Annotated in this window: 12 protein-coding genes; 10 read left to right on the forward strand and 2 right to left on the reverse strand. The window is 41.1% G+C overall.

Annotated elements, in window-relative coordinates; genetic code table 11:
• Nucleotides 1-128 precede the first annotated feature (128 nt).
• From FD44_RS02525 to FD44_RS02555, 7 genes are all read left to right on the forward strand, one after another.
• Nucleotides 129-1,772, forward strand: a complete 1,644-nt coding sequence (locus FD44_RS02525) for a GW dipeptide domain-containing protein (RefSeq protein WP_225423041.1) — start codon at nt 129-131, stop codon at nt 1,770-1,772.
• 155 nt (nt 1,773-1,927) lie between these two features.
• Nucleotides 1,928-2,836: a tyrosine recombinase XerC gene (gene xerC, locus FD44_RS02530; protein ID WP_010619800.1), complete on the forward strand. Its 909-nt coding sequence runs from the start codon at nt 1,928-1,930 to the stop codon at nt 2,834-2,836.
• Between the two features lie 18 nt (nt 2,837-2,854).
• On the forward strand, nt 2,855-3,415 hold the full coding sequence (gene hslV / locus FD44_RS02535; RefSeq protein WP_010619801.1) for an ATP-dependent protease subunit HslV: 561 nt from the start codon (nt 2,855-2,857) through the stop codon (nt 3,413-3,415).
• Nucleotides 3,415-4,827, forward strand: a complete 1,413-nt coding sequence (gene hslU, locus FD44_RS02540; protein WP_010619802.1) for an ATP-dependent protease ATPase subunit HslU — start codon at nt 3,415-3,417, stop codon at nt 4,825-4,827. The genes hslV and hslU overlap by 1 nt, the downstream gene beginning before the upstream one ends.
• A gap of 139 nt (nt 4,828-4,966) precedes the next feature.
• Nucleotides 4,967-5,419, forward strand: a complete 453-nt coding sequence (gene tnpA, locus FD44_RS02545) for an IS200/IS605 family transposase (protein WP_010619803.1) — start codon at nt 4,967-4,969, stop codon at nt 5,417-5,419.
• Complete coding sequence (locus FD44_RS02550) at nt 5,400-6,539, forward strand: RNA-guided endonuclease TnpB family protein (protein ID WP_010619804.1); 1,140 nt, start codon at nt 5,400-5,402, stop codon at nt 6,537-6,539. Before tnpA ends, FD44_RS02550 begins: the two co-directional genes overlap by 20 nt.
• Nucleotides 6,540-6,720: 181 nt before the next feature.
• Nucleotides 6,721-7,599 (forward strand): aldose 1-epimerase family protein, encoded by an 879-nt coding sequence (locus tag FD44_RS02555; RefSeq protein WP_010619805.1) that lies wholly within the window; start codon nt 6,721-6,723, stop codon nt 7,597-7,599.
• A gap of 20 nt (nt 7,600-7,619) precedes the next feature.
• On the opposite strand, the gene FD44_RS02560 is transcribed toward FD44_RS02555, so the two are convergent.
• Entirely contained in the window at nt 7,620-8,015 is a 396-nt protein-coding gene (locus FD44_RS02560) for a winged helix-turn-helix transcriptional regulator (protein ID WP_010619806.1), read from the reverse strand.
• A 117-nt stretch (nt 8,016-8,132) separates the two neighbouring features.
• Here FD44_RS02560 and FD44_RS02565 point away from each other — a divergent pair, with 117 nt between their 5' ends.
• Nucleotides 8,133-8,891: an SDR family NAD(P)-dependent oxidoreductase gene (locus FD44_RS02565; protein WP_010619807.1), complete on the forward strand. Its 759-nt coding sequence runs from the start codon at nt 8,133-8,135 to the stop codon at nt 8,889-8,891.
• A gap of 82 nt (nt 8,892-8,973) precedes the next feature.
• On the opposite strand, the gene plsY is transcribed toward FD44_RS02565, so the two are convergent.
• A complete protein-coding gene (gene plsY, locus FD44_RS02570) occupies nt 8,974-9,588 on the reverse strand; it encodes a glycerol-3-phosphate 1-O-acyltransferase PlsY (RefSeq protein ID WP_010619808.1) in 615 nt (204 codons plus the stop codon).
• A gap of 183 nt (nt 9,589-9,771) precedes the next feature.
• Here plsY and parE point away from each other — a divergent pair, with 183 nt between their 5' ends.
• Together parE and parC are read left to right on the forward strand one after the other, a co-directional pair.
• Nucleotides 9,772-11,733: a DNA topoisomerase IV subunit B gene (gene parE, locus FD44_RS02575; RefSeq protein WP_010619809.1), complete on the forward strand. Its 1,962-nt coding sequence runs from the start codon at nt 9,772-9,774 to the stop codon at nt 11,731-11,733.
• 75 nt (nt 11,734-11,808) lie between these two features.
• Nucleotides 11,809-14,226 carry a DNA topoisomerase IV subunit A gene (parC, locus tag FD44_RS02580; RefSeq protein ID WP_413052691.1) on the forward strand — a complete coding sequence of 806 codons (2,418 nt, stop codon included), beginning with the start codon at nt 11,809-11,811 and terminating at the stop codon, nt 14,224-14,226.
• Nucleotides 14,227-14,301: the final 75 nt, after the last annotated feature.

Here is a 14,301-nt window from a genome sequence, read left to right on the forward strand (position 1 = left end):
TCAAATATTGACTTCAATCCATTAATTTATGAAGAACACTTTCGAACATCCATTCGAAAGTGTTCTTTTTATGGAAAATTACTTAATTTATATGAAAATTATGTTTTTTTTGAGAATTTATCTAATGTATGAGCATATACAGCAATATATACTTGTACTTTCATATATACTTAACTTGGGGATTAGATACGGCAACAATAGGGGCAAATATTCTGAAGGAGAATTCAGCTATGTCAAAATTCAATAGTTATTTATTGACAGTTTTATTAAGTTTGGCAACTGCTTTTATATGTATTCAAAGCTTTGGACCAGTTCAAATTAAAAAAATTGAAGCAGCTAGTTCAGCAACTGTTAATGCGGTTCAGCAAGGTATGATTGGAAATGATAAAACTGATAATACACCTATTTTGCAAAAAATTGTCAAAAATTCTGGATCTAAGGTGCCATTAACAATTAACATTCCAAAGGGAACTTACCTGTTCACAAATGCTCAAATGGAAGCGGTTAAATTAAGGTCAGATTTAACATTCAATTTTGAAAATGGCGCAACTTTTAAAGTGAGTGGGGGTAATCATATTATATTTGTGTATCCTAGCACTAAAAAAGGATACTCTGGTGGTATTAAAAATATAAAGTGGAATAACGCAACATTCAAAGGGGGAGATGTTTCAGCAAGAGAACAAAGTTATTTTGTGCAAAGTGTGCATCATGCTACGGCAGTAAATTTCAATAATGCTACTTTTTACAATTGTCAACCACGTGAAGGGCATTTGCTTGATTTAACGGGTAGTCATGATATTTACATTACTAATTCTACATTCGAGGGATTCAATCCAAGTTCTGGAGCTGAATACAAAGAAGCTATACAAGTTGATTACTCAAATGAACAAGCTATGGCATATAATATTTCTGGAGATCAATATGATAATCTTCCTTCATATGATGTTCATGTTACGAATAGTAAGTTTCTACCAATCACCAATTCAAATGGGGGAATAAAATTTTATGCACCCAATCCCATTGGTGAACATGCTATTTATACCAATCCGTATGCTGGCATGATTCATGATGTTTACTTTAAGGGAAATTATGTTCAAGACACCGTTCCACTAAAGGAAAATCAAGGATCCAATTTGCAATTTTTATCAGTTTCCAATTTATACATCGAGAACAATACTTTTGAGAACAATTCTGCTAAAAGTTCCGATAATTATTTCAGGCTGTATAATACTCAGTCTAATGCCGTTATGAATAATTTGAATATTAAAAATAATAAATTTATTAATGTGAATCCGAAAAAGCGTTACATTTATGTTCCAAAAATTGGTAATACTGGGGCCATCAAAAAAGTATCCATTACTGGTAATACAATTAGATCTTCTAAAACCAGCATCCCATTTGTACAGTCAAATTTTGGTACGACTGGAATGACCATCAAAAATAATCTCTTTAGTACTTCGTCAGCCGCGCAGGTAAAAACTTCAAAAAAGAAAAAGCAGACGAATAAGTACGAAAAATACTATTCCGTTAAATCTTCAACCACCGCTCGCTTCAAAAAGAATGCAAAGAAACACTATACTTTATATACGCATATTAAAGGCCATAAGAACTGGAAATATGCATCAAAAAAGTTGAAGAATTCTAAGACGAAGAAGGTTTATGTTGATAAGCGTGCAAAAGCAAGTAGCGGCAAGTGGTACAGAATACGATTTGATTCAAAATCATCAAGTCAACGCTATTGGATTAGGACGGGTGCACTAACCCTTAAATGAGCTATTAGTTTAGCTACTAATTTTAAAAACGGTTATTATTAGCGTAATGACCGTTTTAATTTGGCTTAAATTATTGAAAAAATTTTGATACATCGTTTGAATTTTAGCACTTACTTTGATAGAGTGACAGTGTTGCATAAAGAGGGTGAACCTGTTTGGAAAAAGAAGTTGACTTATTTAAGGCTTATTTGGTGGATGAACGCCAATATTCAGATGAAACGGTGAAGGCTTATTTATCCGACATCAAGGAGTTTTGTGAATTTCTATCTGAGACCGGTGATTTCACTTCATTTGATAAGGTGGAAACGCTGGATGTTCAGGTGTTCTTGAGCCACCTGTATGATTTACACGACGCAAGAACCTCCATCATTCGGAAAGTTTCCAGTCTACGTTCCTTTTACAACTTCATGACCCGTGAGGAATTGGTTCACGATAATCCGTTTGAGTACGTGTCGATTAAAAAGCATTCGAAGCCATTACCGCGATTTTTCTATGAAAAAGAAATGACAGAGCTGTTTGTGGCTGCCAAAAATGGCGATAATGGAGTCCTGGGACTACGAGATTCTGCGGTTCTAGAAACGCTTTACGGCACGGGGATTCGGGTGAGTGAGTGTGCTAATTTAACGTTAGCGGATGTTGATTTTAACGTTAAAATGATGTTGATTCATGGGAAGGGTAAGAAGGAACGGTATATTCCGTTTGGTCAGTACGACAAGAATGCGTTGGAGACTTACCTGTCCGGCTGTCGGGACGTGTTGATGCAGAAGTACCATAAAGAGCACGACTTTGTGTTCGTGAATCACTATGGCGATCCCATCACGACGACCGGGATTGAGTACATTTTGAACCAAATCATCAAACGAAGCAGTTTGACGGCGGATATTCATCCCCATATGCTGCGACACACGTTTGCCACCCATTTGCTCAACCGGGGCGCTGACCTGCGGACCGTCCAAGAGCTGCTGGGTCACAGTAGTCTGTCAACGACGCAGATTTACACGCACGTCACTCGTGAACATTTACAACAGGATTACCGGAAATACTTTCCAAGAGCTAATAAATAACAAAATGGAGATGCTATCATGCCAGTAAAATTTGAAGCAACAACCATCGTTGCCGTTCGTCACCATGGTCAAAACGCCATGGCTGGCGATGGCCAAGTTACAATGGGTGAAAAAGTCATTATGAAGGGAACCGCGAAAAAGGTCCGTCGAATCTATGATGGTAAGGTCATCGTTGGGTTCGCCGGTAGCGTTGCTGACGCCTTTAATTTGGAAGAAAAATTTGAAAATCGACTATCCGAATACAGTGGTAACCTGGAACGGGCAGCGGTTGAATTGGCCCAGGACTGGCGCAAAGACGCCAGTTTACAAAAACTAGAGGCACTATTAATTGTCATGGACAAGAAGGATATGCTTTTGGTATCCGGATCCGGAGAGGTCATTGCCCCCGATGACGATATTTTAGCAATCGGTTCTGGTGGTAACTTTGCATTGGCAGCGGCAACCGCTATGCATCACCACTCACCAGAAATGTCAGCTAAGGAAATCGCCGAAAATGCCATTGATATTGCCGGTAGTATTGATATCTTTACGAACCACAATATCATTTCTGAAGACTTTGAAGACCAGGAGGAAAAGTAATGGAAAACGTTGATAAAACCCCAAAGCAGATTGTGGAATTATTGAACCAATTTGTGATTGGCCAAAATGAAGCCAAAAAGGCGATTGCGGTCGCATTGTGCAACCGTTACCGTCGCATGCAACTTCCTGAAGCGATGCAAGAGGAAATCACGCCTAAAAACATGCTAATGATTGGACCGACTGGTGTTGGTAAGACAGAGTTGGCTCGTCGCTTAGCAAAGATCGTTTCTGCACCATTTGTTAAAGTTGAAGCGACTAAATTTACGGAAGTCGGCTACGTCGGTGGCGATGTGGAGTCGATGGTCCGGAACCTGGTTGACGTTTCCGTCACCATGGAAAAGGACGTGCAGTATGCAAATGTGCGGGCAGATGCCGTGCGCGAAGCCGATAAGCGGTTGGTTAAGCTGATCGCCCCTGGTAAGAAGAAGGAAAAAAAGAATAATGACATGCAAAACATGATGAGCATGTTGACGAGTTTGCAAAACGGCAAGACACCTGAGATGCCTGAGGAAGAAACCGAAACGGTGACGGACGAGATCCGCAACGAGCGGTTATCGATTGCCGACCAATTGGCAAAGGGCATATTGGAAGAACGTGAAGTCACGGTTGAGATGGATGACCCTAACCAGGGTGCGGCCGGTAACAACGGCATGATGAATCAGATGGGAATTGATTTGAACCAAACCCTATCCCAAATGATGCCCAAGAAGCGGGTTAAGCGAACAATGCCGGTTCGTGAGGCACGTGAGGTCTTGGTCAAGGAAGAATCCGAAAAGCTGATTAATGAGGCTGATATCTATGCTGCCGCTATTAAACGAGCTCAAAATACCGGAATTATCTTCATTGATGAAATCGACAAAATTACCTCAAAATCACAACAAAACAGTGGCGAAGTCTCTCGTGAAGGGGTTCAACGTGATATTTTGCCAATCGTTGAAGGAACTAATGTGGAGACTAAGTACGGTTCTGTTAGCACGGATCATATCCTATTTATCGCATCAGGGGCATTTGCCGAGAGCAAGCCTAGCGATTTAATTGCCGAGTTGCAGGGACGTTTTCCAATCCGAGTGGAACTTGATAGTTTGACTAAGGACGACTTTGTCAAAATTTTGACGGAACCTAGCAACGCATTGGTAAAACAGTACATTGCACTAATCGGGACTGACAACATTAAGGTTACATTTACGATTGAGGCAATCGATCGAATTGCTGAATTGGCAACGGAATTGAACCGTGAGAACCAAAATATTGGTGCGCGTCGTTTGCACACCGTTTTGGAGAAGCTGTTGGAGGACATTCTGTACGAAGGTCCAGACATGCAAATGGGTGAGATTACGATTACCGAGAGCTACGTGAACGATAAAATTGGCAACATTGTGCAAAATAAGGATTTATCCCGTTACATTCTTTAAAAATAAAGAGGATTGGTATATGCCAATCCTCTTTTTGTTATGGAATGAGGAAACACGTTCTTTCAAGGACGTGATGAATCACTCTGGTTTTGAATCTAGCGTTTCTGATGGTTAGAAAAAAGTATGGTATAATGTATGTATGGAAGACAATAAAAGACTTACATATGGTAGAACTTCTGTATACAATTTGAATTACCATATTATCTGGGGAACAAAGTATAGAAATAAAATACTAAAGGGAAGTGTTGAAGAATCACTTAAAAGTATTCTCTATGAAATAGCTAAAGACTATGATTTCCACATAGACCACATGGAAGTAGGTAAAGATGACCATATACACTTGTTAGTTAGTGCGCCTCCTAAGATTTCAGTAACGAACATAGTCCGTTTGCTGAAAGGGATTAGTGCCAGAAAACTGTTTCAAGAACACCCAGAACTTAGTAATAGTTACTGGAAAAAGATTGGAAAGCATCTATGGTCTAGTAGTTACTTTGTAGAAAGCATAGGAGTTACTAATCAATATGCTGTCACCAAGTATATTGATGACCAAAGGAGAAAGGAGAAAAGCCTAAATGACTCTAAAAGCGATTAAAACCAGAATATACCCCAATGAAGTTCAAAAGCAGTTCATCATTGATAACTTTGGTTATTGTCGTAAGGTGTGGAATTTGTTACTTGATATGCAGAGCCAACGCCATGATAATGGCGGTTCTTATGTTAATGAGTTTGGCATGAACTACTTAATTAAACAGCTAAAAGCTGAAAATCCATACCTTAAGAAAGCGGAGTCTACTAGTCTGTTACATGTTAGTAGAGATTTAAATCATGGATTTCAAAAGTTGTTTAAAGAGCATAAGGGATATCCTAAATTTAAATCACGTAAGTATCCCAAACAGAGTTACCAATCAAATTCAGTTAATGGGAATATCCAAGTTATGGGTACTAATAAGATAAAACTACCAAAACTAGGTATCATGCGCTTTAGGTGCGGTAGAGAAATTACAGGAAAGATTAAGAATGTTACTATCCGCCTTTCAGCTACTGGAAAATATTACGCTATTTTGCTAGTAGATACTGAAATCGAGGAATTACCAAAGACCACCAATGCCGTAGGCATTGATATGGGTGTAGCGGATTTAATGATTACCAGTAATGGGGTTAAGTACCCCACTATTCGCTTTGATAAGATTCTAGGTAAAAAGAAACATTACTGGGAAAAGCGTTTAGCCCGTAGACGGGCTCTTGCGAAGCAAGAGATTGCCTGGGATAGACACAATAAAGTTCTAGAGCCTAGAGAGCTCTCAGATTTTAAGAACTATCAAAAGGCTAAAATCATGGTAGCTAAGTACTCTGAAAAGATAGCCAATCAACGCTCTAATTATCTCCATAACCTTAGTAAGTCTCTGGTAGAACAATATGATGTGATTAAAATAGAAGATTTGAAATCCAAAAATCTAATGAAAAATCACAAGTTATCTAGAGCTATTGCTAATCAGTCTTGGGGAGCTTTAAGAACTCAATTAGAGTACAAATGTGCTTGGTATGGGAAACAGTTAGTCACTGTTTCACCATATAAAACCTCTCAAATCTGCTCTAGTTGTGGTTATGATGATGGTAAACATACCCTGGATATTAGAGCGTGGACTTGTCCGAACTGCCATGCGGAGCATGACAGGGACGTTAACGCTGCTAAGAATATCCTAGTAGCTTAGCGCTTGAATAAACAAAAGACTAAGTGGGGCTGGAACAGCCCTTGGTTAATAGCTGTAACCTCTGCACGAAGTGCATTAGCTCTTAGTGTAAGTCAGCGGTGTTCCCAGAAGCTCGGTACTTTAGTGCCGAGTAGTTCACGTATTGTATAATGGGGAAAACGATGTTGAAGGGGGATTTAATTTGATTACGCTAAAAAATGACTTTTTAACCGTTCAGATTAATGAAAAGGGCGCTGAATTGACCAGCGTCATTGATAACGATGAACACTTCGAATATATGTGGCAAGGAAATAAGGAAACTTGGAATCGACATGCGCCAGTGTTATTTCCAATTGTTGGCCGTCTTCAGGATGATTCGTATGAAGATGAGAATCAACACTATCACATGACTCAGCATGGATTTGCGAGAGATTATGATTTTGTGGTTGAATCACAGACCGATTCAAAGGTCGTTCTAAGTCTGGCTGATTCCGCAGAAACGCGTAAAATTTACCCATTTGAGTTCAAATTAACGATGATGTTTGAACTCGATGATCACGCCTTGATGGTCTCAAATACGGTGGCAAATCAGTCAGCACGGGAACTTTTATTCTCAATTGGTAATCATCCCGGCTTTAACGTTCCAATGGCGAATTCAACGACCGATTTTGCTGACTATAACTTGATGTTCTCCCCCAAAAAAGTTTATAAAACCATTCCATTGGTGGGGCCGTTTAGCGATTTAACCAATCCAGGTGAACTTGAGCTAAAACGGCCACTACCTTTGACACACAACCTGTTTGAACATGACGCGCAAATTTTAAAATTGGATGGCGAGGAGACAACGGTAATGTTGAGTACCACGGCCAATGACCATGGGGTGGCGCTCACGGTGCAGAATGCACCCTATTTGGGCATTTGGTCCACCTATCCTACCGAGGGCGCCTTTGTTTGCATCGAGCCGTGGTGGGGCATTGCAGACACGGTAAACGCGAATGGCCAATTAGCACACAAAGCTGACATTAGGAAATTGGCGATTGGGCAGGAAGAGACCTTTACGTATCAGATTAGTTATTTTTAAAGACATCGTAATCGCGTCACCTAAATTATTGAACTTGGAAACTTAACGAAGCCTGAGTGATCGTAAGTTTGAAGCGTTACGGACTTGCCTTGTTTTTGCCATTCATTAACTTGATTTTCGCCCCAAAGTGACATTTCAATCAGTAATTTTCGTAATGATTTCCCGCTTTTTGTGAGTCGGTAATCGACTTTAGGCGGGTTCTGTTCATAATCGGTTCTCAAGATTAAACCATCATTCTCTAGTTCGCGTAATTGTTGAGTTAATACCTTGGGAGAAATTTCGGTAATATATCGTAACATCTGGCCGAATCGTTGTGGGCCTTGTCCCAAGAAACAAAGAATACTGGATTTCCATTTTCCATCAATAACGTCAAGTGTGACATCAACGCCAATTCGATAATTTTTCTTATTTGTCATTTTAAACCTCCAATAAAAGCTTACTTACCTAAAAGTGCGTACTTATAATATCGCTTTCATTATTATACGCTTTAGGTGGTTGTCTAGTAGCAATTATATTTTAGGAGGTCAAAGATAATGAGTAAAGTTGTGATAGTAACTGGCGGTACAAGCGGTATTGGTTATCAAACTGTTGCAAAATTTCTAAGGGAAGGCGCAACCGTTGTGATAGCTGGAATTGATAAACAAGAGAAAATTGATAACGCTGTTAAGAAACTTGCCGCCCTTGGAATAGTTGAATTTATTAAGTGCGACGTTTCTAATCGACAGGATTGTCAACATGTTATTGACGCAACTATCCAAAAGTATTGTCATTTAGATGTCTTGGCAAATGTTGCTGGAATAGTTGGCGCACGGAAGTCATTCACTGATATTTCGTTGGATGAAATCGAAAAAGTGATTAACGTCAATTTAATGGGGACAATCAACATGGGCCATTATGCTGCTAAAGAAATGACCAAGCAAAAATCTGGTGTGATCATTAATGTTGGTTCCATCGATGGCTTTTTAGCTAATCCTGAGAATGTTGCGTACCATGCTAGTAAGGGTGGCGTGAAAATGCTAACGGCAGCTGAAGGCCGGGAGCTTGGCGCTTACGGTATTCGCGTTGTTTCGGTTGCACCAGGTTGGGTTAGAACAGAGATGTTAGGCGATTTTGCGGCCGCGGCTGGAGGAAAGTTACACATGAAGGGTAGAATTTTGGAACCAGAAGAAATCGCTAATACGATTTATCTTGTTTCATTGCCAGAAGCCAGTGCTATTAATGGCACAACCGTTTTTGCAGATGATGGCTATACCGCATTTAAAGGGATAGACATAGAATCTAAAATAAAATAGAGATAGCATTTAAAATCTGTCTAAAAAATAAGGATTCAAAAGGGAATGTAAGACCCTTTTAAATCCTTATTTTGTTGTTAAATTATTTATTTGTCCTTCGTTTGTATCCTAAACCAAAATGAACCATATTTTCGGTGCCATTTTTGATGCGTTTGATATTAGGCGTATGGCGGTAATAGATGAAGATGGTTAAGACGAGCGCCAACACCGTCAAGTATGGATCATGCAACCAAAGACTGGCAACGGTCACGATACTGAAGGCAACCATGGATGCTAGACTGACCATACTTGTTAAGTAGATGAGGATAACCCAAAGGCCTGCTGCAAAGACGAAGAACCACGGGTTGTAGGCCAAAAGCATCCCCGCACTAGTTGCAACTGCTTTACCACCCTTGAATCGATCAAAGATGGAGAAGGTGTGACCGAGAATGGCGAAGATTCCAAAGAGGAGTGGATTGATTCCCTGTACGTGAAAGAACGTGGGTAAGAGGGTGGCAACCGTTCCCTTTGCGATATCCATGATCATGACGATGGATCCGGCAACGGGGCCTAAAACACGAAATGTATTGGTAGTACCGATGTTGCCAGACCCAGCCTTTCGAATATCAGTCTTGAAGAACAGCTTGCCAATCCAGACGCCGCTGGGGATTGCACCTAATAAATAAGCACAAATAAATAGTCCGATTATTTTTATCATGATTCCTCCGAAATTCGTAAACGAGATTATGCTTCATTTTAGCATTTTTGCCCGTGAGGTCCAATAGAAAATGGCCTAAACTAATTCAAGAACAAATGTTCGATAATCTTTTGAAAGCTCTTTCCAAAGCGTTTGAAATAAGTTATGATAATAAAGATTGAATAAGAAGGGGGTTTTTACGCGGTGGCAAAGAACAACGCAAAATACGATGATTCTTCTATTCAGATTCTAGAAGGATTAGAAGCCGTTCGTAAAAGGCCAGGAATGTACATTGGGTCGACTGATGGTCGGGGCCTGCACCATTTGGTTTACGAAATCGTTGATAACGCTGTCGATGAGGCGTTGGCAGGGTTTGGTGATGAGATTAACGTCACTATCCACAAGGATAACAGCATCACCGTCGTCGATCATGGTCGAGGTATGCCGGTTGGAATGCATTCTTCTGGTAAGCCGACACCAGAGGTTATTTTAACTGTGCTCCATGCTGGTGGTAAGTTTGGCCAAGGTGGTTATAAGACATCTGGTGGACTGCATGGTGTGGGATCAAGTGTTGTGAACGCACTGTCGAGCAGTTTGACGGTGACGATTGTGAGAGATGGCGTGAAGTATCGTCAAGAATTTGAAAATGGCGGTCATCCTAAGACAACCCTGGTTAAGCTTGGGAAAACGAAGGATCACACCGGTACAACTATTGATTTCAAGCCGGATTCCACAGTGTTTACGACAACGGTGTTTAATTTTGGCACACTTGAAGAACGGTTGAGAGAATCAGCCTTCTTACTCAAGGGCGTCAAGATTACGTTGACCGACGAGCGGGAAAATCAAGAACAAAGTGAAACCTATCATTTTGAAGATGGGATTAAAGAATTCGTTAGCTATTTGAACGAGGATAAGGATACACTTGGCGACGTCATGTACTTTGATGGTAGCCGCGAAGGTGTCGAAGTTGAAGTGGCTGCTCAGTACAATGATGGCTATTCGGAAACGTTATTGTCATTTGTTAATAACGTTCGAACGAAGGATGGCGGAACTCATGAGGCCGGAATGCGGTCAGCTTGGACGAAGGCGTTCAATGAATATGCCAGAAAAGTTGAATTGCTGAAGCCAAAGGACAAAAATTTGGAAGGTTCAGATGTTCGTGAAGGCTTATCTGCCGTCATTTCACTGAGAGTTCCAGAAGAAATCCTGCAGTTTGAGGGTCAGACGAAAGAAAAGCTGGGTACGCCGGAAGCTCGGGCCATTGTCGATAGCGTCATTAGTGAGCAATTGGGCTACTATTTGATGGAAAACGGTGAATTTGCGCAAATGCTAATTCACAAGTCTTTGCGTGCACGAACTGCGCGTGAAGCTGCTCGTAAGGCGCGAGATGAAAGCCGAACTGGCAAACGTCATAAGAAGCAAGAACGCCTCCTTTCTGGAAAGCTAACACCTGCTCAATCAAAGGATTCAACGAAGAACGAACTGTTCTTGGTCGAAGGAGATTCTGCCGGTGGTTCCGCTAAACAAGGGCGTAACCGGAAGTATCAAGCTATTTTGCCGTTACGTGGTAAGGTGCTGAATACTGAACGTGCTAAATTACCCGAAATCATGAAGAATGAAGAAATCAACACCATGATTTATACGATTGGTGCTGGCGTCGGTGCAGAATTTAACATTGATGATGCGAATTACAATAAAGTCATCATTATGACCGATGCGGATGACGATGGCGCTCATATCCAAATTTTGTTGTTAACGTTCTTCTACAAGTACATGCGACCAATGATTGATGCGGGTCGAATTTACATTGCCTTACCCCCACTTTATAAAATACAAAAGGGTGTTGGTAAGAAAGAAATTGAACGTTACGCTTGGACCGATGGTGAACTAGAAAAAGCGACCAAAGAAGTTGGAAAGGGCTACAAGCTGCAACGATTCAAGGGTCTTGGTGAAATGGATGCTGAACAATTATGGGAAACCACAATGGATCCAGATGACCGAACCCTTGTGAGAGTGAGAATTGACGATGCTGCTTTGGCAGAACGACGCGTCACCACTTTGATGGGTGATAAAGTTGAACCTCGACGAAAGTGGATTGAAGATAACGTTCAATTTACGCTTGAAGAAGAGGGTAGTCTTTTAGATACGACCGAAGATGATGGGTAACGGGAGAATTGGAAGGAGCGATTAACAGACTTGGCTGATGGACAGAAAATACAAGAATTAACCTTAGAGGATGTTATGGGCGACCGATTTGGCCGTTACTCTAAGTCAATTATTCAAGAACGGGCGCTACCGGATATTCGTGATGGCTTAAAACCCGTTCAGCGGCGAATTTTATTTGCCATGAATAAGGATGGTAACACCCATGACAAAGCCTTTCGTAAGTCTGCAAAGGCTGTCGGAAACATCATGGGTAACTTTCACCCTCATGGGGACAGTTCCATTTATGAGGCATTGACCCGAATGAGCCAGGACTGGAAAGTTCGGGAACCACTCGTGGAAATGCACGGAAACAACGGGTCAATGGATGGTGATCCAGCGGCCGCAATGCGGTATACCGAAGCGCGGTTGAGCAAGATTGCAAATGAATTACTAAAGGACATCGATAAAGAGACCGTTGATATGGTCTTGAATTTTGATGATACCGAATATGAACCAACCGTTCTCCCTGCAAAATTTCCGAACCTCCTTGTTAACGGAGCAACGGGAATTTCAGCTGGTTATGCCACAGATATTCCACCGCATAATTTGGGCGAAGTTGTTGATGCATTGATTTATTTATTGGCGCATCCGAACGCGGATTTGGATTCTTTGATGCAGTTTGTTAAGGGACCTGATTTTCCAACCGGTGCCATTATTCAGGGTGTCGACGAAATCAAAAAGGCTTATGAAACTGGAAAGGGTCGAATTGTGGTTCGATCACGGACGAGTATTGAATCCCTTCGTGGCAATAAGTCCGAGATTAAAGTCACTGAAATTCCGTATGAGGTTAACAAGGCCGTTCTTGTTAAGCGAATTGATGAAATTCGGTTGAACAAGAAAATTGAAGGAATTGCTGAAGTTCGTGACGAGTCTGATCGTGACGGCTTAACCATTGCGATTGAGCTAAAACGTGATGCAGACGCGCAAGGAATCCTTAATTACCTCTTTAAGAATACCGAGCTGCAGGTGACTTACCATTTCAACATGGTGGCGATTCATAATCAGCGACCAGAGCGCGTGTCTCTTAAAGTAGCGCTTTCCGCCTATTTAGATCATGAACGTGATGTCATCAAACGCCGAACCCAGTTTAACCTCAACAAGGCACTTGAACGGGTTCATATCGTTGAGGGATTAATTAAGGCGTTATCCATTTTAGATGACGTGATTAAAACCATTCGAGCAAGTCAAAATCGGAAAGATGCGCGGGATAATTTGGTTAAATCTTATGATTTTTCCGAAGCGCAAGCTGACGCAATTGTGGCGTTACAACTTTACCGTTTGACGAATACCGATGTGACTCAGTTGGAAGATGAAGCCGATTCATTGCATACTGCAATTATTGAATATCGTCAAATTTTGGGTGATTCAGCTCAATTAAATAAAGTTTTAAGAAAAGAACTAAAGGACGTTGCGAAGGAATACCGGAATCCGCGTAGAACCGAAATTCAAGATCAGATTGAAGAAATTAAGGTTGATACGAAGGTCATGGTGGCTGATGAAGAGGTTATTGTTCAAGTCAGTCATGATGGTTACTTGAAACGGACTGGCATTCGGTCCTACAAGGCGTCAGATGAAAGCGAAAATGGCTTGAAGGAGAACGATTTCCCAATCTTCCTGCAAAAGCTCAATACGCTAAATCACCTGTTCATGTTTACCAATAAGGGAAACCTGATTTATCGTCCGGTTTACGAAATTGCTGATGCCAAGTGGAAAGACACGGGTGAGCATATTTCGCAAACAATTGGGTTGGACAGCGATGAGGAAATTATTTCTACATTTGCGTTCAAGACGTTGAAGGAAACGGGTCACTTCTTGATTGCGACGAGTGATGGCTATATTAAGCAAACTGAATTTGCTGCGTTGACACCAGGAAGAACGTATAAGAAACGTGCAACCACATTTGAAAAAGCGAAATCAGAGGCAACTCGGATTGTGAATGTTATTTATATTCCAGTGGCATCTGATTCACAGGCACAAGATAATACAGTGTTGCTGATGTCTCGTTTAGGTCAAGGGTTGCAGTATCAGCTCGATGAGGTTCCTGTAAATGGAGCTCGAACGACTGGTGTTAAATCAATGGATCTACGTGGTGACGATGAAGTGGTTGACTTGCAGTTGGTTAATGAAGCTGACACGATTGCCATGGTTACGCAACGTGGCTCCTTTAAGAAGTTACCCGTCAAGGAAATTCCAGTGACGAGTCGCGCACGTAAGGGTGTCATGGTTCTTAGAGAATTGAAAACCAACTCTCACGAGATTGTCGACTTCATTAAATTGCCTATGAAGACGACACCGCTTGAAATTATTACAGCACGAAATCTCATTCATGACGTGTTGCCTGAGGATCATCCAAATGGTGGCCGTTACTCGAATGGGTCGTTTGTGATTGACGTTGATACTGAAGGTGTTCCAACGAGCATTCGGGCAAAGATTCTACCGCTAACTTTAAGTTAATTTAATATTTGTCTTGGTAATTCTTAAAAAACGCCATATTTGTTGCATTTTTATTTGTAAAAGTTATCATAAGAT

The organism is Secundilactobacillus malefermentans DSM 5705 = KCTC 3548, assembly GCF_001436395.1.
Lineage (GTDB): Bacteria > Bacillota > Bacilli > Lactobacillales > Lactobacillaceae > Secundilactobacillus > Secundilactobacillus malefermentans.